The organism is Bradyrhizobium sp. Pha-3, from assembly GCF_042258615.1.
Taxonomy (GTDB): domain Bacteria; phylum Pseudomonadota; class Alphaproteobacteria; order Rhizobiales; family Xanthobacteraceae; genus Bradyrhizobium.
Genome location: NZ_CP170152.1, coordinates 1,724,885 through 1,751,039, shown reverse-complemented (window position 1 = coordinate 1,751,039; position 26,155 = coordinate 1,724,885). Strand labels below are relative to the sequence as shown.

General features: G+C 64.1%; 22 protein-coding genes. 10 read left to right on the top strand and 12 right to left on the bottom strand.

Features of this window, described 5'->3' with window-relative positions; translation table 11 throughout:
* Window positions 1-62 precede the first annotated feature (62 nt).
* Window positions 63-1,334, bottom strand: a complete 1,272-nt coding sequence (locus tag ACE10Z_RS08180) for an ROK family protein (protein ID WP_375787470.1) — start codon at window positions 1,332-1,334, stop codon at window positions 63-65.
* A 253-nt stretch (window positions 1,335-1,587) separates the two neighbouring features.
* Here ACE10Z_RS08180 and ACE10Z_RS08175 point away from each other — a divergent pair, with 253 nt between their 5' ends.
* The 4 genes from ACE10Z_RS08175 (at window position 1,588) to ACE10Z_RS08160 (ending at window position 6,859) form a co-directional block, all read left to right on the top strand.
* The gene (locus ACE10Z_RS08175; protein ID WP_375787469.1) at window positions 1,588-2,553 is read left to right on the top strand and encodes a sugar-binding protein; all 966 of its coding nucleotides are present in this window, start codon (window positions 1,588-1,590) and stop codon (window positions 2,551-2,553) included.
* 64 nt (window positions 2,554-2,617) lie between these two features.
* Window positions 2,618-4,144 carry a sugar ABC transporter ATP-binding protein gene (locus tag ACE10Z_RS08170; RefSeq protein ID WP_375787468.1) on the top strand — a complete coding sequence of 509 codons (1,527 nt, stop codon included), beginning with the start codon at window positions 2,618-2,620 and terminating at the stop codon, window positions 4,142-4,144.
* The gene (locus ACE10Z_RS08165; RefSeq protein WP_375787467.1) at window positions 4,141-5,202 is read left to right on the top strand and encodes an ABC transporter permease; all 1,062 of its coding nucleotides are present in this window, start codon (window positions 4,141-4,143) and stop codon (window positions 5,200-5,202) included. Before ACE10Z_RS08170 ends, ACE10Z_RS08165 begins: the two co-directional genes overlap by 4 nt.
* A 307-nt stretch (window positions 5,203-5,509) precedes the next feature.
* The gene (locus ACE10Z_RS08160; RefSeq protein WP_375787466.1) at window positions 5,510-6,859 is read left to right on the top strand and encodes a carbohydrate porin; all 1,350 of its coding nucleotides are present in this window, start codon (window positions 5,510-5,512) and stop codon (window positions 6,857-6,859) included.
* Window positions 6,860-7,001: 142 nt separating this feature from the next.
* Here ACE10Z_RS08160 and ACE10Z_RS08155 read toward each other — a convergent pair whose 3' ends face one another.
* Genes ACE10Z_RS08155 through ACE10Z_RS08140 form a run of 4 tightly spaced genes read right to left on the bottom strand, consistent with a single transcriptional unit; the run spans window position 7,002 to window position 10,728 of the window.
* Window positions 7,002-7,457, bottom strand: a complete 456-nt coding sequence (locus ACE10Z_RS08155) for a hypothetical protein (RefSeq protein ID WP_375787465.1) — start codon at window positions 7,455-7,457, stop codon at window positions 7,002-7,004.
* A gap of 36 nt (window positions 7,458-7,493) precedes the next feature.
* Window positions 7,494-9,152 (bottom strand): cation/acetate symporter ActP, encoded by a 1,659-nt coding sequence (gene actP, locus ACE10Z_RS08150; RefSeq protein ID WP_375787464.1) that lies wholly within the window; start codon window positions 9,150-9,152, stop codon window positions 7,494-7,496.
* Window positions 9,149-9,448: a DUF485 domain-containing protein gene (locus ACE10Z_RS08145; RefSeq protein WP_375787463.1), complete on the bottom strand. Its 300-nt coding sequence runs from the start codon at window positions 9,446-9,448 to the stop codon at window positions 9,149-9,151. The genes actP and ACE10Z_RS08145 overlap by 4 nt, the downstream gene beginning before the upstream one ends.
* Window positions 9,449-9,477: 29 nt before the next feature.
* Window positions 9,478-10,728, bottom strand: coding sequence for an FAD binding domain-containing protein (locus ACE10Z_RS08140; protein ID WP_375787462.1), 1,251 nt, complete (start codon window positions 10,726-10,728; stop codon window positions 9,478-9,480).
* Window positions 10,729-10,930: 202 nt separating this feature from the next.
* Between ACE10Z_RS08140 and ACE10Z_RS08135 the strand changes: the two genes are divergently transcribed.
* Complete coding sequence (locus tag ACE10Z_RS08135; RefSeq protein ID WP_375787461.1) at window positions 10,931-11,602, top strand: TetR/AcrR family transcriptional regulator; 672 nt, start codon at window positions 10,931-10,933, stop codon at window positions 11,600-11,602.
* 16 nt (window positions 11,603-11,618) lie between these two features.
* Here ACE10Z_RS08135 and ACE10Z_RS08130 read toward each other — a convergent pair whose 3' ends face one another.
* The 3 genes from ACE10Z_RS08130 to ACE10Z_RS08120 are packed head-to-tail and all read right to left on the bottom strand — an operon-like array spanning window position 11,619 to window position 15,681.
* Window positions 11,619-13,847 (bottom strand): molybdopterin cofactor-binding domain-containing protein, encoded by a 2,229-nt coding sequence (locus ACE10Z_RS08130; RefSeq protein WP_375787460.1) that lies wholly within the window; start codon window positions 13,845-13,847, stop codon window positions 11,619-11,621.
* Window positions 13,844-14,332, bottom strand: a complete 489-nt coding sequence (locus tag ACE10Z_RS08125) for a (2Fe-2S)-binding protein (RefSeq protein ID WP_375787459.1) — start codon at window positions 14,330-14,332, stop codon at window positions 13,844-13,846. The genes ACE10Z_RS08130 and ACE10Z_RS08125 overlap by 4 nt, the downstream gene beginning before the upstream one ends.
* Before the next feature lie 41 nt (window positions 14,333-14,373).
* Window positions 14,374-15,681, bottom strand: a complete 1,308-nt coding sequence (locus ACE10Z_RS08120; RefSeq protein WP_375787458.1) for a c-type cytochrome — start codon at window positions 15,679-15,681, stop codon at window positions 14,374-14,376.
* Between the two features lie 437 nt (window positions 15,682-16,118).
* Here ACE10Z_RS08120 and ACE10Z_RS08115 point away from each other — a divergent pair, with 437 nt between their 5' ends.
* From ACE10Z_RS08115 to ACE10Z_RS08105, 3 genes are read left to right on the top strand one after another with little or no spacing between them, the layout of a single operon-like run.
* Complete coding sequence (locus tag ACE10Z_RS08115; protein ID WP_375787457.1) at window positions 16,119-17,321, top strand: MFS transporter; 1,203 nt, start codon at window positions 16,119-16,121, stop codon at window positions 17,319-17,321.
* A 40-nt stretch (window positions 17,322-17,361) separates the two neighbouring features.
* Window positions 17,362-18,471: an FAD-dependent monooxygenase gene (locus tag ACE10Z_RS08110; protein ID WP_375787456.1), complete on the top strand. Its 1,110-nt coding sequence runs from the start codon at window positions 17,362-17,364 to the stop codon at window positions 18,469-18,471.
* 38 nt (window positions 18,472-18,509) lie between these two features.
* Window positions 18,510-19,658 carry a hypothetical protein gene (locus ACE10Z_RS08105; protein WP_375787455.1) on the top strand — a complete coding sequence of 383 codons (1,149 nt, stop codon included), beginning with the start codon at window positions 18,510-18,512 and terminating at the stop codon, window positions 19,656-19,658.
* A gap of 5 nt (window positions 19,659-19,663) precedes the next feature.
* Here ACE10Z_RS08105 and ACE10Z_RS08100 read toward each other — a convergent pair whose 3' ends face one another.
* Complete coding sequence (locus ACE10Z_RS08100) at window positions 19,664-20,557, bottom strand: LysR substrate-binding domain-containing protein (RefSeq protein ID WP_375787454.1); 894 nt, start codon at window positions 20,555-20,557, stop codon at window positions 19,664-19,666.
* 122 nt (window positions 20,558-20,679) lie between these two features.
* On the opposite strand from ACE10Z_RS08100, the gene ACE10Z_RS08095 reads away from it, so the two are divergent.
* Both ACE10Z_RS08095 and ACE10Z_RS08090 read left to right on the top strand, forming a co-directional pair.
* On the top strand, window positions 20,680-21,618 hold the full coding sequence (locus ACE10Z_RS08095) for a ring-cleaving dioxygenase (protein WP_375787453.1): 939 nt from the start codon (window positions 20,680-20,682) through the stop codon (window positions 21,616-21,618).
* Window positions 21,615-22,244: an alpha/beta hydrolase gene (locus ACE10Z_RS08090; RefSeq protein WP_375787452.1), complete on the top strand. Its 630-nt coding sequence runs from the start codon at window positions 21,615-21,617 to the stop codon at window positions 22,242-22,244. Before ACE10Z_RS08095 ends, ACE10Z_RS08090 begins: the two co-directional genes overlap by 4 nt.
* 58 nt (window positions 22,245-22,302) lie before the next feature.
* Here ACE10Z_RS08090 and ACE10Z_RS08085 read toward each other — a convergent pair whose 3' ends face one another.
* Genes ACE10Z_RS08085 through ACE10Z_RS08075 form a run of 3 tightly spaced genes read right to left on the bottom strand, consistent with a single transcriptional unit; the run spans window position 22,303 to window position 25,990 of the window.
* Window positions 22,303-23,904: a Na+/H+ antiporter gene (locus ACE10Z_RS08085; protein ID WP_375787451.1), complete on the bottom strand. Its 1,602-nt coding sequence runs from the start codon at window positions 23,902-23,904 to the stop codon at window positions 22,303-22,305.
* Window positions 23,905-23,910: 6 nt separating this feature from the next.
* The gene (locus ACE10Z_RS08080; RefSeq protein WP_375787450.1) at window positions 23,911-24,606 is read right to left on the bottom strand and encodes a YoaK family protein; all 696 of its coding nucleotides are present in this window, start codon (window positions 24,604-24,606) and stop codon (window positions 23,911-23,913) included.
* A 1-nt stretch (window position 24,607) separates the two neighbouring features.
* Window positions 24,608-25,990 carry an alginate export family protein gene (locus tag ACE10Z_RS08075; protein WP_375787449.1) on the bottom strand — a complete coding sequence of 461 codons (1,383 nt, stop codon included), beginning with the start codon at window positions 25,988-25,990 and terminating at the stop codon, window positions 24,608-24,610.
* Between the last annotated feature and the right edge of the window lie 165 nt (window positions 25,991-26,155).

The following is a 26,155-nucleotide window of genomic DNA, read 5'->3' as shown; positions in this document are numbered from 1 at the left end:
GGCGCGTCAAGCGCGCCGGTTGCGTCGCTGCGGCTCGAGGCAAGAGCCACGGCTCCCGAGGTTCACTCGGTCGTCTCCATGTGGTGTCGGTCCACGACCCGCAGCGTCCGCCGCACCATGCCGTCGACAATCGTCGCCGACTCGCTTGGACGCACATGGATCGCGGTGGACTTGAGCAGCCACGGCAACACTGCCTGCTCGAGCCGCTCCTCATAGGCACTGCGCATCATGTCAAACGCCTGCAAGCCGGGACCTGCGAGGATCAAATGGTGCGGGCGCAGCACCGAGATCGTCGTGGCGACCGCCTCGGCAAGCGCGTGGCCTGCCTGCCGGAACAGCTGTTCGAGACGGGGATCGCCGGCGCGTGCCCGCGCCCGCAACAGAGCCATCTGCGCCTCGGATGGTTGCTGCGACACCGCCGGCGGCAGATCGAGAAAGGTGCGGGCGTCGCGGTAGAGCGCATAGTCGGCGAGATGGGCCTCGATGCAGCCGCGCTGACCGCAGCGGCATTGCGGACCGTTCGGCGTCAACTTGACATGGCCGATCTCACTGCCCGCGCCGGCACCCCAGCGCGCTTCACCGTCGACAACGATGCCCATGCCGATGCCGTGACCGACCATGAGCGTGGCCGTGAGGCCCTGCGCCAGCGCCGGCTCGGCCGCCACGAGGGCCAGCGCCACCGCGACCGCGTCGTTCGCCATCACGACTTCGACGCCGAATGCCTCGCGGACCGGCGTCGCCAGATCGACGTCGGTGATCGACAGCGCCGGGCTCCACAGATGCCGGCCGGTGTCGGCATCGACGATGCCCTGCAGCGCAATCCCGATTCCCAACAGGCGGTCTCGCGGCGTGGCCGTCTCATCGAGCATGGCGTCGATCTGCGCGGTCACGAGGTCGCACAACCCGCCTGCGTCGAGCCCGCGGGTCGTGAGTTCGAGCCGCGATTGCGCCAGGGCAGCGCCGCTGAAGTCGGCGATCAGTGTCTCGATCAGGTTCATGCGCAACGAGACGGCTATGATGCGGCCGAACTCGGGGTTCAGGGTCAGCAAGACCGCCGGCCGGCCGCGGCGGCGGCCGTTCAGCCCATCCGCGTCCTCCTCGTCGGTATCGTCCGGCAACGAGGTCGCCGCATCTGTCACGGCTTCGCACAGCAGGTCTTCCGCCATCAGCTTCGACGTGATGGCCGAAATGGCCGGGAAGCTCAGCCCCGTGCTGCGTGCGAGCTCGACGCGCGGCAATGGCCCCTGACGCCGCAAGACTTCGACGAGCCGGCCGCGGTTCGACCCGCGGGCCAAACTCGAAGCACGTCTCAGCGGTTCGGGCTGTTCAGTCATACCGGCCTTTTTAATTCGATTGGTGAAGTTATTCAACGCGAGTAACTCATATACAACTCATATAACGGTCAAAAGGCGTCCGATCGTGGTAACATTACATCACCGTCACACTATTATTGCTTGAAGTTGCGGGCAACGACATCCTTGACTGGACATTTTGTCGCGCTAATTTATTAGTTACGTGAATAAAATAAGGCGCGAAAAGCGCCGGGCGTGAAATCCCCTCACCGGGGGTGTCGACAGGGAGGTGCATATGAATGACTCAACGAGAAGATTGATCGTGCCGCTGTTGGCGGGCGCAGCCGCGCTCGCCATGGCCACAGGGATAGCACAGGCGCAGCAGAAAAAGACTATCGCGCTGGTGACCAATGTTGCCGCCGACTTCTGGACCATCGCGGGCCGCGGGCTTGAGAAGGCGCAAAAAGAGCACCCGGAATATAATATCGAGCTGATCGTCACCAACGAAGGCACCGCGGCTGGCCAGCGGCGCGAGTTGGACGACCTCTTGGTGCGCGGCGTCGCCGGCATCTCGATCTCGGTCGACGATGCGCCGCATGCAACCGAAGAACTCAACAAGGTCGCGGCCAAGACCGTGCTGATCACCACGGACAGCGACGCGCCGCAGAGCAACCGTCTCGCCTATATCGGCACCGACAACGTCGCAGCCGGGCGGCAGGCCGGCGAGGAGATCAAGAAGGCGCTGCCGAACGGCGGCAAGATTGCGCTGTTCGTCGGAACGATGGACGCCGACAACGCCCGCGAGCGCGTACAGGGCATCAAGGAATCGATCGCCGGCACCAAGGTCGAGCTGGTCGACGTGTTCACCGACCAGGTGGACTTTGCCAAGGCCAAGGCGAACATGGAGAACGTGCTCGTCAAATATCCCGACATCGCGCTGCTCTCCGGCCTGTGGAGCTACGAGACCCCGCTGATCTATGATGCGGTGAAGGCCGCGGGCAAGGCCGGCAAGGTGAAGATCGTCGGCTTCGACGAGGACCAGCGGACGCTGCGGGGCATTTCCGACGGCACGATCGAATCCACGGTGGTGCAGCAGCCCTACGAGTTCGGCTATCTCTCCGCCACCAACATCATCAAGACGCTGAACGGCGACAGGTCCTGGATTCCAAAGGACAGCAAGCTGATCGTGCCGACCAAGGTGATCAGCAAGACCAACGTCGCGGAGTTCGCCGGGCGGTTGAAGGAACTGCTGAAAAAGTAACTTCAGTCGGCTTCACCGCCCGGCCGCCACAGGCCGCCGGGCGGGCTGCAGGAGGACATGCCGAATGGCGGAGACGCTGCTCGAACTCAGCGGAATCAGCAAGACCTATCCCGGCGTCAGGGCACTCGACGACGTCAATTTGCGCGTCTGCCGCGGCGAGGTGCTGGGCCTGATCGGTGAGAACGGCGCCGGTAAATCGACGCTGATGCGCGTGCTGGCCGGCGTGATCGCGCCGAGCGCGGGCGTGATCCGCATCGGCGGCAACGAGCACGCAAGGATGACGGTGAACGAGGCGACCCTCGCCGGCATCGCCTTTGTGCACCAGGAGCTGAACCTGTTCGAGAATCTCGACGTCGCGGCCAATGTCTTCATCGGACGCGAGAAGCTCGCCGGCGGCCCGCTGAAGCTGGTCGACAATGCGCAGATGCGCGCCCGCGTGACGCCGCTGCTGGAACGGCTGGGTGCCGATTTCGCGCCGAACACGCTGGTCGACAATTTGTCGATCGCGGAGCGCCAGATGGTGGAGATCGCCAAGGCGCTCTCGATCGATGCCCGGGTGATCATCATGGACGAGCCGACCTCCAGCCTGACGATTTCGGAGACGGAACGGCTGCTGGAGGTGATTACCGACCTGAAGGCGCACGGCATCTCGGTGATCTACATCTCTCACCGGCTCGGCGAGATCATGAGCTGCGCCGATCGCGTCGTGGTGCTGCGCGACGGGCGCACCGTGGGCGAGCTGGCGCGCGACGAGCTGAGCCATGCCGCAATGATCCGGCTGATGATCGGCCGCGACCTGAAGGCGCTGTACACACCCCCGGCACGCTCGCCAGAGCCGGGTGGCTGCGATATCGCCGGCGTCGTGACGACGGCCTTTCCCGACCGGCAGATCGACCTTTCCGTGCGGCGCGGCGAGATCCTCGGCCTCGCCGGCCTCGTCGGCGCCGGCCGCACCTCGCTTGCCCGCGCGGTATTCGGCGTCGACCCGCTGCTGGGTGGCGAGATCAGGATCGACAACACGCCGGTCGGCGTCGCCTCGCCGCGCGATGCGATCAGGCAAGGAATCTATCTGGTGCCGGAGGACCGCAAGAAATCCGGACTGGTGCTGGAACTGCCGATCCGGGAAAACGTGACGCTCGCCAGCCTGCTGGATCATGCGCGGATGTGGCTGGTCAACGGCGCGTCCGAGCGCGGAATCGCGAAGGAACAAGCCAGGCGCCTGTCGATCAAGGCGCCGAGCATCGACATCGATGCCGTGATGCTCTCCGGCGGCAACCAGCAGAAGGTGGTGCTGGGCAAATGGCTTTCCATGCAGCCACGCGTGATGTTCTTCGACGAGCCGACCCGCGGCATCGATGTCGGTGCCAAGAGCGAGATCTACGCCCTGATGCGCAACCTCGCCGACCAGGGCGTCGCCATCGTGATGATCTCATCCGACATGGAAGAGGTCATCGGCGTCTCCGACCGGGTCGCGGTGATGCATGAAGGCAGCGTCAGCGGCGTGCTCGCGCGCAGCCAGTTCAGCGAATACAACGTATTGAGGCTGGCGGTCGGCCAGGCGCTCGAAACCCTGGAGACCGCTGCGCCATGATGAAGAAGGAACTCAGCCTGTTCTTGCTGCTGGCGGTGATCTCCGCCATCACCGGCGCGATCAATCCGGCCTTCCTGTCGTTCGTGAACCTGCTGAACATGGCCAATTTGATCGGCCTGTTCGGTGTGTTCGCGCTGGGCGAAGGATTAGTCATCATCACCGGAGGCATCGATCTTTCGCTCGGTTCGATGTTCGCGTTGCTTGGCGTCGTCTTCATCGACCTTCTGACGACGTATCAGGTACCCTGGCCCTTCGCGCTGTTGCTGGTCCTGATGGGCGGGCTTGCGCTGGGCGGCATCCAGGGTTTCCTGATCACCCGGCTGAAGATGCAGCCCTTCATCGTGACGCTGTGCGGACTGCTGATCTATCGCGGCGCCGCGCGCTACTACACCAGCGATTCGACGCGCGGCTTCGGCTACGGCGACGAGGCCAGCACGCTGAGCAGCATCGCCTCGGGCAATGTCGCGGGCATTCCGAACACCTTCATCTTCCTGATCATCCTTGCGCTGATCCTCGGCGTGCTGCTGCATCGTTCGGTCTACGGACGCTGGCTTTATGCCGTGGGCAAGAACGAGGAAGCGGCGCGCTACTCCGGCATCAGGACGAATCTCGTGATCGCGACCGCCTATGTCATCAGCGGTGGCCTCGCCGGCGTCTCGACCGTCTTGTTCGTGTTCTATACCAACTCGGTCTCCCCGAGTTCCTTCGGCAACTTCTACGAACTCTATGCGATTGCGGCTGCCGTCCTTGGCGGCTGCAGCCTGCGCGGCGGCGAAGGCTCGATTCTCGGCATCGTGCTGGGCACCGCGCTGCTGCAGGTGCTGCAGAACCTCGTGAACATCCTCGGCATTCCGAACTCCCTGAACTTCGCGGTGATGGGGACCGTGATTCTGATCGGCGTGCTGGCGGATCAGCAATTGCAGGCCCGGCGGCGGCGCAAGGCCGCGCTGGCTGGCCTCGCCCGCACTACGCCAAGATCGAAGGAGTCCACAATTCTGCAAAGTGCATCTGCGCACGGCGCGGCCGCGCTGCCGACAAGCGCGGGTGATCAGGCGTGACTTGATTACGAAGAACCACGACCGGGAATATGGCCGCGGCGACCAGGGTAGAGACACAAGGGGAAGAGTTCGATGCGCAAGACTGATCAAGCATACGACGCTCTCGTCCGCGTCGGCGCTGTGGGCCGAGCCGGGCCGGGCCGCGGGCAGACCCTCACCACCGTCTTGAAGGGCTTTGGCACGCGCGCAGTTTCTATCTCAAGTTGATGGGTAGACAACACTGACGGGGCACGTTCCAGGCCGAAGGGCTTTGGGCAGGAACGTGACAGAAAATTGGACAAAGCCGGGGACGCTGGGAGTGCAAAAAATGTTGCAAAGGTCAATAAACACCGCGCGGGCATGCGGCGTGGGGATCGCTTTGTTATCTCTGTTCGACGGCGGCGCGCATGCGGCCGATCTCTTAACGAAGGCTCCGCCTGTGCCTTACACGGAGACCGATGATTTCTGGACACGACCGTATCTGTTCGGCGATCTCGGCAGGACGCAACTGAAGGAGCGGGGCATCTCGCTGGCCCTGACGCTCGGCGACGAAGCTGTCGGCAATTTGTCGGGTGGCAACAGGAACACCGCGACCCAAGCCGGGCAGCTGTTCTTTCAGGCCAAGTTCGATATGGCGAAGCTTGCCGGCATTCAGGGCGGTACGGTCGGCCTCACGCTGGTCGACCGCTTCGGCCGCAACCTGAACGACGAGGCGGGCATTCCGGCCTTGCAGCTGACCAACGAAGTGTACGGCCGCGGCAGTATTCTTCGCCTCACCGAGCTCTACTATTCGCAGAAGCTGTTCGATGATCGCCTTGAACTCAAGGGCGGCCGTCTGCCGGTCGGCTCCGACTTCTTCTTCGGCCTGTGCGAGTTCATCAACCTGACGTTCTGCGGCGGTCAGCCCGGCAACATCCAGGGTGGTTACATCTATAACTGGCCGGTGAGCCAATGGGCTGGTGTCGCACACTACAACTTCACCAAGGAATGGCAGCTTTCGGTCGGCGTCTACGATGCCAATCCGAACTATCTGACAACGTCGGACTCCGCGACTTACTTCCTGCCGGGCGTCCCCGGCTCGAGCCGGGCCTCCGGCGTGCTGGTGCCGGTCGAGGTGGTCTGGGCGCCGAGCGGTCCCCTGAACGGGACGTGGCGATTCGGCGGCTGGTATGACAGCGCGTCGACGATTGACGGCGGCCTCCCCGGTATCATTGCGATCGCGCCGGGCATCGGCGGCGTCTCGGACCAGAATCTGGGCGATCAGCGCGGCCGCTACGGCGTCTACGAGTCGATCCTGCAGCGGCTGACCGTTGAGGGTGCAAAGGCACAGGGTTGGTACATGTTCCTCAATACGACCGTCGCCGATCACCGGACGTCGTATCAGGATTACCAGGTCGCCCTGGGCTTCAGGCACACCGGAACGTTCTCCTGGCGCCCGGAAGACGAAGTCGGTTTCGCTGTGGGTACGACCCACGTGAATTCGGCCGCGCTCACCCTGAATGCGGGCGGAAACGAAGTTCCGATCGAAGCCTGGTACGGCTGGCAGGCGACCGGCTGGATGAACCTCAAGTTCGACGCCCAGTACGTGATCAATCCCGGCGGGCGCGGCTATAATGCCGCCGGCATCAAGACCGAGAATGCCTGGGTCAATGGTCTGCGCACTCTGGTGCACTTCTGAGCCGAAGGGGGGCTAGCATGCCTGAGCGAGGCCAGCCATGGTAACCCCCACGACGCCGGGCTAGCGGTCCTGGAGTTGAAGGGCATAGGCAAGGAGTTCGGCGCCATTCGCGCGTTGCATGGACGCAATCATTGAAGATGCGTCATCGCGCGCGTCGGCCATCGCCCGGTTCGGAGGAAGTTTCGCCCTCGCGCTTGCGGCTAAGCTCCAAGGGCGCATTGGCGCTGTCGAGGAATTCAACCGTGGTGAACCACAAGTCGGTATCGCCGACGTTTTCGAGGTCGTGGATCTTGTATTCACCCTTTCCATAGACGAAGTGATGCGTCTCCCCGGCCGAGTAGACGGCTTCGACGATCGTCCCGTCCTCCGCATGTGACTGCGCCCGGCCCGGCGTTACCGCGGTCCAGAAGTAGTCCAGCACGTGGCGATGGAATCCGATGCGCTCACCCGGCGCAAGTCGGATTTCCCAGACGCGCACGCGCCCGGTTTCGGACAGGAGCCGCGTCCCGACCTGCCCATTGAGCTGGTTGATATCGAACTCCTTGCGAATGGCGTCAGGCCACGCCGCCCTCCCCGTTTCGATCGCATCGGTGCTCATTGTTGTGCCTCCTTGGGATGAATGATCCATGCTGCGTTACTCGACGCCGAGCCCGGTCTGGGCACGAACATGCTGCGCACCGAACGATGCGCGAACAGAAGCCGCCGCCGCACTGCGGTCCAGCACCGACACCGCCCACGATACGGCGAAGGCGAGAGGAACCGAGACCAGGGCGGGATTGTCGTATGGGAACGGTGCGGATCCGAGCTTCAACGTCGCGGTCCATACGCCCGGGCTGAGGGCGACCAGTCCCACCGATGCCAGCAGGCCGGCGAGCGAACCGCTCACGGCGCCGCGCGTCGTCAGGTCAGGCCAGACGATCGAGAGAAGGATCACCGGGAAGTTCGCGCTCGCCGCGATCGCAAACACCAGTCCGACCATGAATGCGATATTCTGGTTCTCGAACAGGACACCCAGACCCATCGCAATCAGGCTGATCGCAACCGCGGCAGCCTTCGAGACGAGCACTTCCTCATGCTCGCTCGCACGGCCCCTGCGGATCACGCGGGCATAGAGGTCGTGGCTCGCCGCCGAGGCTCCCGCGAGCGTCAGCCCCGATACGACAGCGAGGATCGTCGCGAACGCCACCGCCGAGATGAACCCGAGCAGCAGCGATCCGCCGACGGCATCGGCCAGATGCAGAGCCACCATGTTGACGCCGCCAACGAGGCCGCCCGACGCATCCCGAAACTGCGGGTTGGCCGAAACGATCGCGATCGCGCCGAAGCCGAGCACGAACAACAGGCTGTAGAAGATCGAGATGAAGCCGGTCGCGACCAGCACCGATGTGCGCGCCTGGCGGGCATCGCTCACGGTGAAGAAACGCATCAGGATGTGCGGCAACCCGGCCGTACCGAAAATCAGGGCTAGTCCGAGGGAGATCGCGGATACCGGATCCTTGACAAGCCCGCCGGGCGCCATGATGGCGTCGGCCTTCGGATGCAATGTCACGGCTGCGCGGAAAAGCGCCTCCAGACTGAAGCCGAAGTGCCCCAGGATCAGGATCGACATCAGGACCGAGCCTGACATCAGCAGGACAGCCTTGATGATCTGCACCCAGGTCGTCGCGAGCATGCCTCCGACCGTCACATAGATCATCATCAGCACGCCGACGATGCCGACCGCATAGATGTAGGGAAGCCCGAACAACAGCTGGATCAGCTTGCCGGCCCCCACCAGCTGGGCGATCAGATAGAAGACCACGATCACGAGCGTGTTGACGCCCGCGACCGCCCTCACCGGGACTTCGGCCAGCCGATATGCCGCGACGTCGGCAAAGGTGTAGCGGCCGAGATTGCGCAGCGGCTCGGCAATCAGGAACAGGATCATCGGAAAGCCGACGAGGAAGCCGATCGCATAGATCATGCCGTCGTAGCCCGAGGTATAGACGAGCGCCGTGACACCCAGGAATGTCGCAGCCGACGTGTAATCGCCGGCGATCGCGAGCCCGTTCTGGACACCCTTGAGTCCGCCGCCGGCGGCGTAGAAGTCCTTGGCCGTGCTCGTACCACGCCGCGCAGCCCACCATGTGATGCCAAGACTGATGGCGACGAAGCCGAGGAACATGGCGATCGCCGTCGCGTTCAACGGTTGCCGCGTGCCTGTCGCCGATGTCAGTGCATCGGCCGCCGCAGGCCCGGAAAGCAGGACGAACGCAGTTGCAAACAAGGCTGCGCAAGCCGGACGTGACGTCATCGGAGATCCTCCAGAAGAAGCTGACTGAGGCTGTCGAAACGGGAATTGGCGCGCCGCACGTAGACCGCCGTAAGCAGGAAGCCGAGCGCGATCAGGCCGACGCCGATCAACACGCCCCAGGTGATCACCGTGCTGCTCCACAGCGGATACCCGAGCAGCCGCGGCCAGAACGCGATGGTCAGGATGTAGGCGAAGTAGGCAGCAGCCATGACGATCGACATCGCAACGCCAAGGCGTGTGCGCTCGCTCACAAGCTGTCTGAACGTCGGATGCTGCTGGATGGTTTGCAGGTCCATTGGTGATTGTCCTCCCTCCGTTGAATTCGCTAGGCGGCAATGCCGGTTGCCACTGCAGTCTCCGCCATCACTGCCTCGGGGCTGCGATGCTGCTCTGCCATCGCCCGTTCTTCGGCCGTGGCGATTTGCGCCTGCATGTACGCGCCGAGATGGCGGGCGCGCCGGACGACTGCGGCCCCGAACGGAAGTCGGGCCGACTCGAACTTCGCGAGCGCCGCCGGCGTATCCGCCGGATGGGCCCGCAACGCATCGACCAGAGCCGCCGCATCCGCCGCGGCTTTCGTCACGCCCATGCCGACATGGGGCCTCGCCACGAACGCAGCATCGCCGAGGATGACGGTGCGGGTTCCGAGCGCCATGCGCGGCGTCTCGAGATCCAGGATGGCTTGGATGAACGGCTGGGACGTGAGGTGAACGACCTCGGCGAATTGCGGCGCCAACAGCCGCTCCGCGTCCCGACGCATCGCGGCAATCACATCGGATCGAATCCTGGTCGGCGGAATCGACAATGGCTGCCTGACACCATCGATGTCTGTCAGCAGATCCGCCAATCCGTGGTCGGCGTCGGCCGGGCGATACCAGACGAAATTGAAGCGGCGCTCGCCGACATCCATCTCTTCGTTGGCGCCGGCAACGGGATAGCCGAGCATCTGCTCCCCGGGAGGGAGACTAAAGGCGAACCAGTCGCACAATTCCGCCCGCGTCCGGGCCGACAGGTCCCGCTCGTTGACGAGGCCCCGCCAGGCGACATAGCCGGCATATTTGGGCTGGACCTCTGTCGCAAGTTGCGCCCTGACACTCGAGAATATGCCGTCGGCGCCGACCAGCAGATCTCCCGACGCTTCGGTGCCGTCGGAAAAGCGCGCCACCACCCGGTCGCCGAATTCCGTGACACCCTCGAGGTTCTTGCCGTGATGGTAGTGCTCGGCCGGCAGCGCCGCCTTCAGGAGCCCATAGAGACGCCCCCAGGATGTGAGCACTTGCCGCAACCCGAGCTCGCCTGCGATCCGGCCGCCGTGGTCCAGCACGCGACGCCCCGGAACGACGACCCCTACCGCCGCGGCCGCGGTATCGATGCCGGCCCGGCCCAAGACGTCGAACAATTCCGAATGCGTGACGATGCCAGCGCCTCGCCCCGCGAGCTCGGCGCCGATACGCTCGTAGACATCGACGTCCCAGCCTTCCCGCCGCAACAGCAACGCAGCGAACAGCCCGGCCATTGATCCGCCGATGACAAGCGCCTTCGGCGGCACTCCACGCGTCCAGCGGTCGTCGCTCATGAGCATCCTCCTTTAGGTGATCGGTGATGCAGCGTTTCGCTGCTTATTTATCAGCTGATCAATAACTGGCGCGACGCCGGGCTCGAGTCAAGAGTTATTTATCAATTGATAAACAAAAAGTGATGGCCGCTTGCTGCGATCGGCTCCGGCAGCAAATCGGTGTATGAGGGTGCTGAAGTATCCTCAAACCGACGAATCAGGCGTGAAGCAAGCCAGACGAGCGCGTCTTCCGACGCCGATCCGAGAGCAGCAGAGGCTGGACCCGTCCGAGCGGGAAGCCATCATCGCGCGAGAAGCCGTGTCGTTCTTCGCCGAGCACGGGTTCGAAGGGCAGACCCGCGAACTCGCAAAGCGGCTGCGCATCACGCAGCCCCTGCTCTATCGCTATTTTCCAAGCAAGGAAGCCCTTATCGAGCGGGTCTATCAGGAAGTCTTCGTCGGGCGCTGGAAACCGTCCTGGGAGAAGATCATCACCGATCGCTCGGTCCCCCTCAAGGCCAGGCTGATCCAGTTCTATCGCGAATACGCCGAGGTCATCCTCACCTACGAATGGATCCGCCTGTTCATGTTCGCGGGCCTCAAGGACCTCGGGCTGAACGCCCGTTATCTCAAGATGCTGCGCGAACGAGCGTTCGAAAGAGTGATCGAGGAGATCAGGATCGAGTACGGACGTCCCTCGACCGATGAGCTGCCGACCACCGATCTCGAAGTCGAGATGATATGGGGCTTGCACGCCGCGATCTTCTATCTCGGGGTTCGCAAGTTCATCTACTCGATGCCCCTGGAAACCGACGTCAATTCGATCATCGATGCAAAGGTGACGACGTTCCTGGGCGGCGTTCGCTTCGTCCTCCCGGCGAAAGCGATGGCCTAGATATCGCTCCCACCAATTACGCGCCGATCGCCTTCCTGATACGGGCAGGACTGAACGGAAGGTCATGCATCCGCACGCCGGTTGCATCCCTGATCGCGTTCGCGATCGCAGCTCCCGTCGGCCCTTGCGCGGCCTCGGCAACGCCATAGAAGCCATCGCCGGGCCGATCTATCAGGTGAACGTCAACCGCGCCCGGAACGCTGTCGAACCGCATGATCGGATAGGCTGACCAATCCACCGACGTGACGCGGGTGCGATCGAACGTCACGCGCTCGAACAGCGTCCAGCTGATCGATTGCAGGATGCCGCCCTCGATCTGGTTGCGGACACCGTCCGGATTCACGACCTGCCCCGTATCCACCGCCGCCACGACACGGCGGACGCGAACGGCGCCGCTGAGGCGCACGACCTCGATCTCGACGGCCACCGCGCACCAGGCTTCGAGGTTCTTGTAACGTGCAAAGCCTAAGCCGAATCCGGTGTTGTCGGAACGCTTGACCCGCGGCGCCCAGCCGAAGCGCGTTGCCGCCGTTTCGATGGCGTCACGCGCGCGGGGATCGACCGTGTGGCGAAGCCGGAACGTGACGGGATCCTGCCCCGAGCGCGCCGCCAGTTCGTCAAACATGCTCTCGATCGAAAGCACGTTGAGGTAACCACCCAGTGAGCGCATGGAGGAGCCACGCAAGGGCATGTCGGGCAGGAAATGACTGATCACCTTGCAGTTCGCGATCGCATAGAGCGGAATCGCGTTACGGTCGCCGCCGCCCTCGGGCTGCGCCAGCGCAACCGGCGGCGCGGGTGGAGATGCGTCGGACTTCAGTCGAGCGGCGGTGAGCGTTCCCGGAGGCCCGGGCCGCATCATATGCGACTGGCTCCAGACCTCGTGGTGCCAATCCGCGATCACCCCGTCCGGCCCGACCGCGGCGCGGAGCTTGACCACCATGCCAGGTCCGAACGGATCCCAGGCGTGCTCCTGTTCACGCATCAGCTGCACCCTGATCGGCCGGCCGGGCATCGCGACGGCAAGCATCGCTGCATCGGCCGCGGCGTCGTCGGCGCCATTGTGGCCATAGCAACCCGCGCCTTCCGCATGGATGCAGCGAACGTTTTCAATGGGCATGCGCAGCATGCCGGCAATCGCATCGCGAAGGAAGAAGACGCCCTGCGTGTGCGTCCAAACGGTGAGCTTCCCGTCCGCGAACTGTGCAATCGCGCAAGATGGCCCGATCGAACCGTGGGTGAGATAGGGCCGGCTGAAGCTCGCTTCGACGGCAATTCCCGGCTTGCCCGGACGTCCCTCGTCGTGAATCGTCGTGTCGCGCGAAGGCAGGTTGATCAGGGCACCAGCCAAGTCCGCGCTATCGGGCAGAGCCTGCTGCTCGATCCAGGTCGTGGTCGCAGCGAGCGTTCGCATTCCCTGAACGGCGGTCCACTCCCGGTCTGCGATCACGCCGAGAAAATTGCCGTCGCGCACGACCTTGGCGATGCCGTTCATACGCTCGACAGGCGCGATATCGAGATCGCGCAAGGTTGCCCCGTAGCTCGGTGGACGGACGACACGACCATGCAGCATCCCCTCGGGGCGCAGATCCTGGACATAGGCGCTACCGCCCGTCACCTTGGCTGGTATATCGATCCGCAAAACCGGCTGATTCATCACCGTGAAGTCTGCCGGAGAGGTCAGACGCGACGTTGGGCTCGCTTGCACAGATAGCAGTTGATCGCGAACCAGTTCGCCATAGGCCAGGCGTGCGCCGTGCGGGCCGAACACCGCGCCGTTGCGGACCTGGAGCGAGGCCGCCGCCACGCCAAGCCTGCGGGCGGCCTCGTCACGAAGGATCTCGCGCGCCTGCGCCGCTGCATGCCGAATTGCGGTGCCGGAGTCCTGCATCGAATGGCTTGCGGCCGTATAGCCTTCATTCGGCGTCCGTGCGGTATCTGCCGTGACGAGCGACAACCGGTCGAACGGCACCTTGAGCTCCTCGGCCGCGACCTGGAGCAGCGCCGTCTTGAGGCCCTGGCCAAGCTCGGCCTTTCCCGTGAGGATCGTGACCGCGCCCGACGCATCGATCCGGATCCAAGCGTCGATCTTCGGTGTGTCGTCGAGGCTTCCGGGAAGACCGTGCTTCGAGGGGCCTCCACCGGTGCCGGTTTCGGTCTGCGCATGCACTCCGGCGAGCCGGAATGCGACGAGCAGCGCCCCGGCGCCCGCCAATACGGCGCGCCGCGAGACAGCATGTGTCATCGTTCTGTCCTCACGTCGGCAGTCTTCGGCGTCATCTCATCGGCGGCACGCCGGACCGCACGCAGGATGCGCATATGTGTTCCACATCGACAGAGGTGAGGCTGCAGTTCGGCCCTGATCGCCTCATCGGTCACATCAGGATCACGATTGAGCAGCGCCTGCGCGCGCATCATCATGCCGGGAATGCAATAGCCGCACTGCGCCGCCTGCTCGGCGATGAAGGCCCGCTGCAACGGGCCCGGCGCTGTCTGGCTCCCAAGCCCTTCCAGCGTGACGATCGCCCGCCCTTCCAGCACCATTACCGGCGTGATGCAGGAGAAGATGGCCTTGCCGTCGACGATCACGGTGCACGCGCCGCACTGGCCGAGGCCACATCCATACTTTGCAGCGTTCAGTCCGAGTTCGTCCCGCAGAACATAGAGCAGCGGCGTGTCCGGGCTCGCCTTGATGGATCGGCTCTCGCCGTTAACGGTCAACGTTGTCATGGCGCGTCAGCGACCCTTCTGCTCATTGTTCTCTTGCCGGCTCACCGGTTGGCTCTTGCGTCCGCGACCGCCTTGGCGACCCCGTCCCACTGGGTCTTGCCGGCGAACTGCGTGCGCAGGTGGTTGGCGAGATCGGAGATCTGCCGGTCGTCGAGAACATCGCCGAAGCCGGGCATGATCGGATGCGTCGAGCCATCGGTGGATGCGGGTATTCCCCGCACCACCAGATTGATCAGATTGGCCGGTGTGTCGTCGGCAAGAGCCGTGGAGAGAGCAAGGCCAACGCCCCCTAGCGGCAAAGGTCTGCCGCCCTCATGGCATGATGCGCAAACGACACCGTAGATCGCTCCGCCCGGGCCGGACTGGAGGGACGGCGTCGCAACTTGCACGCCGGCCGCCTGCGGCAATTGTCCCGGCCCCTTGGGAACGAGGATCTTTGCGTTTGTCCGTGCTTCGCCCTTGCCGAGCGAGGCCAGATAATAGGCCATTGCACTGACGTCAGCGGGATCGACCTGGGACAGATTGTCAGTCACGTTCGCCATCGGACCTTGAGCCGTGCCATGCATGGGATGCGAGCCATGTGCGAGATAATCCGTCAGGGCCGCCTCATCCCACGGGACCGGCGACGGTGAGCTTCGACCGAGCGCGTAGGCACGCCAGCCTTCGGCCACGCCGCCCTGGAAACTCGCCGAGATCTCTTCTGCTCCCATCAGGTTTCGGGGAGAATGGCAGGCGCCGCAGTGCCCGAGCCCGTCGACCAGATACTTCCCCCTGTTCCACTTCGCATCCTTCGACGGGTCGGCGACGAAGCGCTCCTGATGCAGAAACAGCAGCTTCCAGCCCGCGAGCGTCAGGCGAATATTGAGCGGAAACGGAAGTCCGTTTGGCGGCGCCGACGACCTGACCGGGTCGAGCGACATCAGAAAGGCATACAATGCGTTCGCATCATCGTCCGACACGCGCGTGAAGTGGTCGTACGGGAACGCCGGATAAAGGTGACGGCCTTCGCGATCCACGCCGGACCGCAAGGCGCGAACGAACGCCTGCTCCGACCACCGGCCGATGCCGGTCTCCGGATCGGGCGTGATGTTGGTGGAGTAGATCGTGCCGAACGGCGTCGGCATCGCAAGTCCGCCAGCGTAGGGCGTTCCGCCGGTCGCCGTGTGACAGGTGGCACAGTCGCCAAGCAGCGCGAGGCTTGCGCCACGACGCACCATCACAGTATCGGTCGCCCTGGCTGATCGCGGATCGATCGGATCAATCGACGATTCCCAGGCGTAGAGAAGCGCCCCCGTTCCACCGATCGCCCCGACGGCAAGCAGCGCGAGCAGAACTGACCTGAGCTTCATCGCCTTCCCTTCCTGAATGGAAACGCCATATCAGTTCGCCGCAGGCGTCATCTTTTCAGTTTGATGCGGCCCTTGAACAATCTCCCGATGAGGTCCCGACGGTGCGGAGCATCGGCCTCGGCCGCCTGCTCGGCCGGCAGGCACGATCGCTGGGCACTTCGTCGACGCCGTGGTCACGACGTCGCGATGCGCCTGCGGCTCAAAAGCCAGTCCAAAGCATGCGCATTCAGTCCAATACGTTCGCAGACCAGCCACGTAAGGTGCCATGCAAGCTCTCTCAGCCGGAGCGCGCGCTGCGCAGCCAGCGGCACATGACGGCCATTCATTTTGGACGGACTTGTTATTTATCAATTGATAATTAACTGCCGATCGTGTTTCAAGTCAAGCGGCGGACGCAGCGAATTGAAGCTGCGCGCCGACCAGCGAGGATTGCGGCCATGTCGACGTCTGCTCTCAGCACGGATCAACGGGTCCCTGAACTCACCCGCGCGCGCACGTTTGCCATGGCGGTTTGTGCGGGCATCGCGGTCGCGAACATCTATTACAATCAGCCGCTGCTCGGCCTGATCGAAGCGAATTATCCGAGCTCCTCGGCGATCGGCCTGATACCCACGGCCACGCAGTTTGGCTACGCAGTCGGTCTCCTCCTGCTGGTCCCGTTGGGCGATCTCGTGGAGAGGCGGCGCCTTATCGCCGCGCAATTCGTCGTTCTGGCGGCAGCACTCGCTTTCGCTGCTGTTGCACCAACCACGCTCGCGTTGATCGCAGCCTCGCTGGTGCTGGGCGTAGCGGCCACGGTGGCGCAGCAGATCGTCCCGTTCGCCGCAACGCTCGCCGACGACAAGACGCGGGGTGCCGCGGTCGGAATGGTCGTCAGCGGAATCCTCGGCGGAATCCTTCTCAGCCGCACGATAGCCGGCTTCGTCGGATCGCATTTCGGATGGCGCGAGATGTTTTGGCTCGGCGTGCCTTTGGCGCTCGGCGCCGCCGCACTGGTCCGCACGACCCTGCCCCGCCATCATCCGACACAGAGCCTGGGATACGGGTCCGCGCTGCATTCGCTGGTGCATTTGCTGATCGAGGAGCCGGCGCTTCGCCTCGCCGCTGCGACACAATCGATGCTGTTCGCCTCCTTCATCGCCTTCTGGACCGTCTTGTCCCTGCATCTGCAAGAGCCGGCGTTTGGCTTCGGCCCCGAGATCGCCGGCCTGTTTGGCGTCATCGGCGCGTCGGGGATCCTGGCTGCGCCGCTCGCCGGCCGCACAGCCGACAAGCGCGGCCCTCATCTCGTGATCGCGATCGCCGCCGCGATCTCGTTGTCCTCCTGGGCGGTGTTCGGGGGCTGGAACAGCATCGCCGGATTGAGCATCGGAGTGGTGCTGCTCGACGTCGGAGTGAACGCGGCGCTGGTTGCCAACCAGCACCTGATTTTCGCGCTCCGCCCCGAGGCACGAAGCAGGCTGAACACGGTTTTCATGACCGCCATGTTCATCGGCGGATCGCTTGGATCCCTCGGCGCGAGCTGGGCCTATGCGCACGCCTCGTGGCTCGGTGTTTGCGGCTACGGAGCCGCACTGGCGACCGCCGGCCTGCTCTTGCAGTTGCCTACGCTGTTCGGCCGGAACGCAGCGCATCACTGACGTCCCGAGGTCGAACGGACCCATTTGGAGATCACAAGGCATGCGGATCGCGGTCATCGGAGGCTCCCTTGCAGGATTGTTCGCTGCAACGCTGCTGACCCAGGATGGACACGACGTCACGGTCTACGAGCGATCGGTCCATGGGCTCGAAGGGCGCGGCGCCGGCCTGCTGGGGAAGCGCGAGACCTTTGCCGTTCTGCGCGCGGCCGGGTGCGAGCATTTCGCGCGCGTCGGGGTGGTCGCGCGGGAACGGATCATATTCGGCGAGACGGGTCCGACCATCGATCAGAAGATGCCGCCCCAGATGCAACTATCGTGGGACTCGATCTATCGCGTGTTTCGAAAGCACATCGCGGACCAGTCATATGTGCTCGATCGAAAGGTCGAACATCTTCGCGAGGAGGCCGATCGCGTCGTCATCAGCTTCAGCGACGGAAGTGAGACGGCCGCCGATCTCGTCATTGGCGCGGACGGCATCGCGTCCGTCGCGCGCGCCGCGGTCGACGGCCAGGGCGCGGCCAACGTCTACGCGGGCTATGTCGGGTGGCGCGGCCTGTTGCCGGAACGCGACCTGCCGGGCTTCGCGGCCAGCGACCTCCTCGAGCGCTTCGCATATTTCCGGATGCCGCATTCCCATGTGATCGGCTTCCTGGTCCCCGGACCGAACGGCGAAACCGAGAGCGGGGATCGCAGATACAATTGGGTCTGGTATCGGCCGGCGATCGGGTCGACGGCGCGAGATGACGTGCTCACCGACCGCGAGGACCGCATCCACCCATACTCGCTGCCTCCGGGCGCGGTCTCCGCACACGCCCGCGACGAGCTCGTCGCGGACGCCAAACGATTGCTGCCGCGCTCCTTCGCTGCGGCGGTCGAAGCGACGCCCCAGCCATTCGTGCAGGGGATCTTCGACTACGAAACAGCGCGAATGATCTCGCGACGGATTGCGCTGGTGGGAGACGCGGCGTTCGTCGTTCGGCCGCATACGGGGATGGGCATCGCAAAGGCGGCGGCTGACGCCATGGCGCTGCGAAAGCACCTTGCATCGGCACCGCTCGGCGAGGCGCTCCAGCAATACGGCCGGGAACGCATACAGGCAGGCGCCGTGGTCGCCGCATCCGGCCGCGAGCTGGGTGCGCACCTTGCGTGAGCCAGCCGGTTGTCGAAACAGAAAAAGGAGAGAAGCCGATGAGCTGGCATGCCGATCATGATTTCAGGGTGACGATCAGCGGCGGATCGGTCGCCGGGCTTTGCAACGCAATCACCCTTCGAAAATTGGGCGCGACCGTCACCGTGCACGAGCGCGTGCCGGGTCCGATGCTGGCCCGAGGCGCCGGGATCGTCGTCCAGCGCGAACTGATCCAGTTGCTCGAGGACAACAATGCAGGTCCGCTCCCTTTCACGACCTGCCGCGGCCGGCGCTATCTCGACCCGGACGGCGGCGATGGCGTTCTCCAGGACATGCCGCAGGAGTTCACCTCCTGGGAAGCCATCCACAAGGCGCTGCGGGCAGCCGTTCCCGATGAATGCTATCGGGCCGGCTCCGCGGTGACGGTGGTGTCACAGGCAGGCTCCAAGGTCGCGGCGACCCTTGGCGACGGCTCCATCGTGGAAAGCGATCTGTTCGTGGCCGCGGACGGTTCGGGCTCGGCGGTCCGGCGTCAAATGCTTCCTGACATCGAGGCGCGATACGCCGGTTATGTTGCCTGGAGAGGCACGCTCGACGAACGAAACGTGCCTTCCGATCTATTCCCATTCTTCGATGATCGTTTCACCTTCTCGGAAGCCCGCAACGGTGGCCACATGCTGGCGTATTTCATCCCGGGACCCGACGGGGCCGTGGCGCCCGGGTCGCGTCGTCTCAACTGGGTCTGGTATGTGCATGTCGGTGCCGCCGAACTCGCGAATGTGCTGACCGACAAGGATGGCACGCGGCATCGATCCTCGCTTCCGCGCGGCTCGGCATCGGCAAAAGCCGTTGCCGATCTGAGGGCACGCGCCTTGCGCGAGATCCATCCGAAGATGGCCGCGCTGGTCTCGGAGACCCCGGATCCGTTCCTTCAGAGCATCCTCGACGTGACGGTGCCGAAAACCCTGTTCGGCCGCGTCCTGCTGACCGGCGACGCAGCTTTCGTGGTGCGGCCTCACACCGCCGGAGGGACCGCCAAAGCGGCTTACGAGGCCTCGGTTCTCGCACGCGCGTTGCAATCGGCCCGCGCGAATGTCGACGTCGCGCTGCAATCGACCGAACGGCTGCAGCTGGACTATGGCAACGCCCTCTACCAATACGGCCTTGCGCTCGGCAATCGCTGGTCGCGCGAAAGGAACACGGATTAGCGCGCTCAGCCGGCGTCCGACCCGAACCGGTCGACTAGGAAATCGATGAACAGGCGGACCTTGACGGCAAGATGTCGCGTGGGCGGATACACCGCGTAAAGGGTGAGCGGCGGGGCCGAATAGTTCGCAAGGACGGCCTGGAGGCTGCCGTTCTTCAGGGCGTCCGCCGCGATGAACTCCGGTATCAGCGCGATGCCCTTGCCCTTGACCGTCACGTCGCGCAGCACCTCCGCGTTGTTGACGCACAGCGACCATGCCGGCTGGATCCAGTGGACGCCGTCGCTGCCCGTCAGCTTCCATTGATTGCCCGTCAGCAGAAAGCCGTAGGTCAGCGAGACGTGATCGCGCAGATCCTGCGGATGGAGCGGCGTACCATGACGCTTCAGGTAGTCGGGCGATGCGCAGACCCGCCGCGGGACGGGGACAATCTTGCGCGCGATCAGGCTCGAGGATTCCAGTTCGGCAATGCGCAACGTCACGTCGAAGCCATCCTGAACAGGATCGAGAAGATCGTCACTCAGCACGAGTTGAATCTGAAGGTCTGGATACTTCGTCATGAAATCGGCGAGCGCGGGCCCGAGGCGTATGGTGCCGAACGACATCGGCGCATTGACGCGCAACAGGCCGCGCGGCGCCGATTGCAACTGGGTGACCGCCTGATCCGCCGCATCGACATCCGAAAGGATGACGACGGCTCGCTCGAAATACATCTGGCCGTTTTCGGTCGGGCTCGCGTGGCGGGTGGTGCGGTTCAGCAATTGCACCCCGAGGCTCTCCTCGAGATCGCCGACATATTTGCTGATCGCCGACCGCGAGAGCCGCATCTGGCGGCCGGCCTCGGCGAAGCTGCCGTTTTCGACGACCTTCACGAAGGCTCTCAGGCTCGCCAGCTTGTCCATCACCCCCTCGATTGTCGCCAAATCGTAGACATAGATGCCATTAAAGCATGAATTGTCCTCAGAACAAAGCCATCCGATATGTATCCGCGAAACGAAGTTGCTCATTCGAGCTGGAGGCAAACATGTCAGGACTTCATCATGTCACCGCCATCGCCGGTGACCCCATCAGGAATTTCGGCTTCTACACGCGGGATCTCGGCCTGCGGTTCGTCAAGCGGACCGTCAATTTCGACGATCCGGCCACCTATCACTTCTACTATGGCGACGAGACCGGCCGGCCCGGCACGATCCTGACGTTCTTTCCCTGGCAGGGTGTTCCTCCCGGACGGCGGGGCGTCGGCGAAACCCACCAGACCGCCTTCCGCGTGCCGCAACGCTCGCTCGGCTACTGGACGCAACGCTTCCTTGAAAAGGGCATCCATTACGAAGCGCTGGAAAAGCGTTTCGGAGAATCGGTGCTGCCGTTCACGGATCCGGACGGCATGGCGCTGGCGCTCGTCGGCGTGCCGGGCGCCGAAGACGAGCCGGCCTGGAGCAATGGCGACGTTCCGGTCGAGCACGCGATCCGCGGCTTTCACGGCGTGACGCTGCTGCTCGACAATGCCGCGAAAACCGCGGCGGTCCTGACTGACGTGTTCGGCTTCAAGGAGACGGCCCGAGAGGGCTCCGTGATCCGCTACAAGGCGGCTGGTGACGTCAACGGCAGCGTCGTCGACATCTATGAGGCGAAGGGATTCCTGCGCGGTCATCAGGGCGGCGGTTCCGTGCACCATATCGCGTTCCGCGCGGCCGACGACGCCGAGCAGGCCAGAATGGCGCAGCGGCTCGTGGACAATCACGGACTGCATCCGACCGAACAGAAGGACCGCAACTACTTCCGCTCGATCTACTTTCGTGAACCCGGCGGCGTGCTGTTCGAGATCGCGACCGACATCCCGGGCTTTGCCGTCGATGAGCCGGTGGAGACGCTGGGGCACGCACTGAAGCTGCCGGGCTTCCTCGAGTCACATCGCAAGGAGATCGAGGGCGTCTTGCCGAAGCTGGAAGGAGCCGTGTCGTGACGGAGACCGCCTCATTCGTCTATCGTTTTGAGAAAGCCGGCAAGGTTGACGCGCCGCCGCTGCTGCTCCTGCACGGCACCGGCGGCGACGAGAACGATCTGCTGCAACTCGGCGCCATGATATCGCCGGGTTCGGCGCTGCTCTCGCCACGCGGCCGCGTGCTCGAACACGGCATGCCGCGCTTCTTCCGCCGCCTCGCGGAGGGCGTGTTCGACGAACAGGACGTGCGCAAGCGCGCGCTCGAGCTTGGTGCATTCGTCGAAGACGCAGGGCGACGCCACGGCATCGCGGCGCCGGTCGCGGTGGGATTTTCCAACGGCGCGAACATCGCGGCCGCGCTGGTTCTGATGAAGCCGGAGGTGCTCGCCGGCGCGGTGCTGCTTCGGGCGATGGTGCCGCTGTCGGACCCGCCCAAAGCCAAGCTCGACGGCAAACCGGTGCTCATCCTTTCTGGGCAAGCGGACCCGATCGTTCCGGCCAGCAACGCGGCCAGACTGTCGGCAATGCTCGCGGACGCCGGAGCCAAGGTGACCCTCACGACCCTGCCGGCCGGTCACCAGCTTTCGCAAGCGGACGTCGATCTGGCCCGCGATTGGATCGCCAGCGTTGACGCTCAGGTCGCCTAGCTTGATCCGAGCCGAACTGTCACTCCGGCAGTTCGGCTCGATTGCTGGGGCGCGCGCGTCAGTCAACTTCGATCAGCTCGACCACACGCGCCGCAAAAAGCTCCTCTTGATCGAGCTCTCCCTCCAGCCTGTGCATGACGCTGTCGTGAATGCGCCCGGCGTTGAAGAGCTCCAGAAGCTTGTCGCGGCCGGCTTCCACCGCGATCAATACGGCACGGTAGTGCTGAAGCCTGCGTTCCTCATGGACTCCCTTGGCGAGGGCATGATCCTCGGCGACCGCAAGGCGATGTCCGTATTGTTCGACGAGTCGCGGGTGCGCGTGCTCGCCCGCGGCCCCGACAGAATGCGCGCGGATCGCATCGAATTGCGCTCGGGCGATTTCGGCCCGGAGCACCTCTTCCGACAACGTCTCCTCTCCGCGGAGCAGGAACTCTTTCCCCGTCAGCGTCTTCGCCACCGGACCAAGCGTCAGTCCCAGGACGACGATGGTCGCGGCGACGACACAGAAGGTCACGAACAGGATGATGTCGCGGCCCGGAAAATGCTCCGGCAACGACAATGCCGCGGCGAGACTGACGACCCCGCGCATCCCGGCCCAGCTCATCACCAACGGAACGGCCAGCGGTGGATAGGGATCCCGCGCGCGGAGCGACGGGATCAGCGCTCGCGGAATGTAGGCAGTCGGGAAAATCCACGCGAACCGGGCGAGCACCATCACTGCAAAGATCGTCGCGGCTGCCGGCGCAAGCGTACGCACGATCCCCCAATCCGAACCGAAGCGGTGGAGGACACCGCGGAGCGCCAACCCCACCAATACGAAGACCAGGACCTCCATCACGAAGGTCACGACGGACCACACCGCCAGCGCCTGCACGCGGGACGCTGCGCTCAAGGCCTTGTGCTGCAGACGTCCGAGGACCAGCCCGCATGCAACCGTCGAAAGCACCCCCGACACGTGCAGGCGATCGGCCAGCAGATAGGCGGCCCAGGCGGACAGGAAGGTCCAGACCACGGTCAACCTGGCGTCGGTCAATCTTCCCGCGACGAAGGCGCATATCCAGCCGAGCGCGAGACCGATACCGATGCCCACGGCCGAAACATAGACGAAGCTTGCCGCGGCCGCCTCCGCGCTGAAGGCGCCGGTCAGGGCGGCGGCGACTGCGAAACGAAAGAGAACGAGGCCAGATGCGTCGTTGATGAGACTTTCGCCTTCGAGCAGGACAGCGATGCGCGGCGGCACGTTGAGATGGTCGAGCACAGCCCGCGCCGCGACCGCGTCGGGCGGCGAAACGATTGCGCCAAGCGCAAAACACGCCGCCCAGGGCAATGCAGGGAAGAAGAAATGCGTCACGACACCGACCAGCAGGGTCGTCAACACGACGGCCCCGACCGCCAATTGCAGGATGATCCTGAGATTGGCGCGAAAGTCGGGCCACACCGTGAAGTAGGCGCCCGAGAGCAAGAGCGGCGGCAAAAACAGCACCATGACGAAGTCCGGGTCGAATTCCACTTCGGGAAGTCCCGGAACCAGGGCCAGCACGATGCCGGCCAGTACCAGCACCGACGCGGACGGCAGGCGCAAGCGACGAGCCACCGTGTCGAGCACGACGGCGATCATGAGCAGCAGAAGGATAGTCTGGAACGCCTCGGCTGAACTCATCGAACGCTAGGCCTTCTTTTCCGGCGCGGGCTCGGCACCCGCAAGAAACACCGCCGGCAACGCGAGAAGCGGGGGCAGGACGAAGCACCAGGTGCTGAACTTGGCATAAAGGCAGGCGCCCGCCGCGCACCCCAACGCGAACGCAGCCACACTCGCCGACATCTTGCCCAAGCGGGGCCTGGCAACGGTCAGAACCGAGACCGGTGCGCGCCGCAGGACGTCAGCGATGTCGATCATGATCTGGGTCGTCGTTCCCGTCATCAGGGTGCTGGGCGGGTCGGTCCCCATATGGATGCGATGCGCCGCGTTCTGAATGGCCATCGCGGCAACGAGTAGCATTCCGGTGACGATCGCCTGCCAGCTGTCTCCCTGCACGAACGGCCCGAAATGGACGGCCGCAGCACCACCTATGGCGAGAAGCAGGGTCTTGATCGCCAGCATCGAGCGGAGGATCGGCAGTCCCATGACGGGGAGGTAGAAGCTGAAGATCCTCGTGACGATCACGACCAAGCAGAAAACGGGAAGCGCAAGCAGCTTTGCCAGCGCCCCGGACGTCCCGAGCACGATGGCGGCACCGAAGGTGACGAAGTTACCGGTGACATGCGCGGTGAACAGTCCCTGAAGGGCGAGGAAGCCGGCCGTATCGACGAAGCCTGCGTTGAGGCTCATCAGCAGTGCGAGAAGGGAAATGGTCTTTGACATGCTACCAGCCGTACTGGAGTTGGACACCGAGATAATTGCTCGTGTGCCCACCGGCGCCGAGGATCGTGTTGCCGACGGCAAAGTGTACCGCTTCGATCGCGCCGGTGAGATGATCGTTGAAGGTGTAGTCGAGGCGCAACTGCCCGTAAGCCCCCGTCCATGCGCTGCCGGTTCCGGCGGTGCCGGCAACCGGAACATTGGGCTGGACATAGATCGCATCAGCCGTCGTCCGGCGCCACTGGAAGGCAACCGCCGCCATGACTTTCAGCCGATCCGTCGGATTGACGAAGATCGCCGGCTTGAGATGGATAAGATTGGTGTACCCCGTGTAGCCGCCGAGCGAGAAGTAGTAGCCGTTCGGAAACAGCGGATTGAAGGTCTCGACCACACCGTCTCTGGGGTGGCGGTCGCCCGACGCGGCGTCGAACTGCAGGCCGATGCGAGGCTGCCACGTCACATCGGAAAAAGTGTAGCCGGTTCGCGCGCCGACCGCCCATGCCCGGACGTCCGTCGTACCGACCCGACCGGCCTGTCCCATAGCCTCGAGATCCCAATCGAACCCGGCGCCCTTGCCCGCGAACCGCACGTCCAGGACATGCCGCTGCTCGTCGCCACGCGCGTCGAGATATTTGGCGTCAGTGCGCTCATAGAGTGAATAATAGCCGGACAGCTCGTCGTTTCCGAACACCTTCCGCTCGACGCGCAGGGTGCTGAACTTGAAGCGGTCATTCGACGTGTCGTCGAAGGGACGCACGTCAAGATATTGCACGGGACGGCTGACGAAGCCGAGGATGCGCCAGGCGCCGCTCTCCCAATCGGCCCAGATCGCATCGAAGGATTGGCGCACGTTCGGTCCGTCCCGCGACGACACGAAACGCTGCAGGTCGAACGCAAAATCCTGACGTCCGGCGCGCGCCTTGAAGGTGCCCGCCGCAGTGGTGTTGACATACTCGATGAATGCCAGCCGCAGATCGAGACGGTCCTGGTCGACCGAGGAGACGTTCTGCTTGTCGAAAGCGCGATCGTCCTCGAGCTGGACGAACGCCCGCCAGTTCTCGTCGAAATGCACGTCGGCATGGACCTGAAGCCGCTGCAACAGATAGCTGTCCGCATGGCTGTTGCTGGTCCCGAATGCCGCCGCGCTGTTGGACTCGAAGCGCTCACGCAGCGTGGCTCCAAGTGAGATGTAGCTCTTCGGGTCCGTGGCCCACAGCGGAATGTATTTGAGCCCGTCGAACGTTTCGGTCCGCAACTTCGGATCGGCGAGCACCGACCAATCCTCAACCCATCGATTTGCCTGGATGGCAGGTCTCGCGTCTGTCCCGCCCTCCGCATCAGACGCCTTGGCCGCATCAAAGCAAACCGCTGCCGCGACGAGCGGCAAGAACCTCCTTGCGGTTCCCCGTTCAATCCACGTTGGCACCACCTGCTTCCAGGCTCGCTGGAGGCGCGACTTGCCGCGCTGCGCAGCATGGCCGGCTCCCGGCGGCTGCCTTGCAGTTCGAAGTGACTGGCCTCTCTGGTGCCTTCGCCATTCGCCTGCACTGAA

Coding starts and splice junctions, on each gene's coding strand:
- ACE10Z_RS08180 (WP_375787470.1), bottom strand. CDS start 1,334: ATGACTGAACAGCCCGAACCGCTGAGACGTGCTTCGAGTTTGGCCCGC.
- ACE10Z_RS08175 (WP_375787469.1), top strand. CDS start 1,588: ATGAATGACTCAACGAGAAGATTGATCGTGCCGCTGTTGGCGGGCGCA.
- ACE10Z_RS08170 (WP_375787468.1), top strand. CDS start 2,618: ATGGCGGAGACGCTGCTCGAACTCAGCGGAATCAGCAAGACCTATCCC.
- ACE10Z_RS08165 (WP_375787467.1), top strand. CDS start 4,141: ATGATGAAGAAGGAACTCAGCCTGTTCTTGCTGCTGGCGGTGATCTCC.
- ACE10Z_RS08160 (WP_375787466.1), top strand. CDS start 5,510: ATGTTGCAAAGGTCAATAAACACCGCGCGGGCATGCGGCGTGGGGATC.
- ACE10Z_RS08155 (WP_375787465.1), bottom strand. CDS start 7,457: ATGAGCACCGATGCGATCGAAACGGGGAGGGCGGCGTGGCCTGACGCC.
- actP (WP_375787464.1), bottom strand. CDS start 9,152: ATGACGTCACGTCCGGCTTGCGCAGCCTTGTTTGCAACTGCGTTCGTC.
- ACE10Z_RS08145 (WP_375787463.1), bottom strand. CDS start 9,448: ATGGACCTGCAAACCATCCAGCAGCATCCGACGTTCAGACAGCTTGTG.
- ACE10Z_RS08140 (WP_375787462.1), bottom strand. CDS start 10,728: ATGAGCGACGACCGCTGGACGCGTGGAGTGCCGCCGAAGGCGCTTGTC.
- ACE10Z_RS08130 (WP_375787460.1), bottom strand. CDS start 13,847: ATGACACATGCTGTCTCGCGGCGCGCCGTATTGGCGGGCGCCGGGGCG.
- ACE10Z_RS08125 (WP_375787459.1), bottom strand. CDS start 14,332: ATGACAACGTTGACCGTTAACGGCGAGAGCCGATCCATCAAGGCGAGC.
- ACE10Z_RS08120 (WP_375787458.1), bottom strand. CDS start 15,681: ATGAAGCTCAGGTCAGTTCTGCTCGCGCTGCTTGCCGTCGGGGCGATC.
- ACE10Z_RS08115 (WP_375787457.1), top strand. CDS start 16,119: ATGTCGACGTCTGCTCTCAGCACGGATCAACGGGTCCCTGAACTCACC.
- ACE10Z_RS08110 (WP_375787456.1), top strand. CDS start 17,362: ATGCGGATCGCGGTCATCGGAGGCTCCCTTGCAGGATTGTTCGCTGCA.
- ACE10Z_RS08105 (WP_375787455.1), top strand. CDS start 18,510: ATGAGCTGGCATGCCGATCATGATTTCAGGGTGACGATCAGCGGCGGA.
- ACE10Z_RS08100 (WP_375787454.1), bottom strand. CDS start 20,557: ATGGACAAGCTGGCGAGCCTGAGAGCCTTCGTGAAGGTCGTCGAAAAC.
- ACE10Z_RS08095 (WP_375787453.1), top strand. CDS start 20,680: ATGTCAGGACTTCATCATGTCACCGCCATCGCCGGTGACCCCATCAGG.
- ACE10Z_RS08085 (WP_375787451.1), bottom strand. CDS start 23,904: ATGAGTTCAGCCGAGGCGTTCCAGACTATCCTTCTGCTGCTCATGATC.
- ACE10Z_RS08080 (WP_375787450.1), bottom strand. CDS start 24,606: ATGTCAAAGACCATTTCCCTTCTCGCACTGCTGATGAGCCTCAACGCA.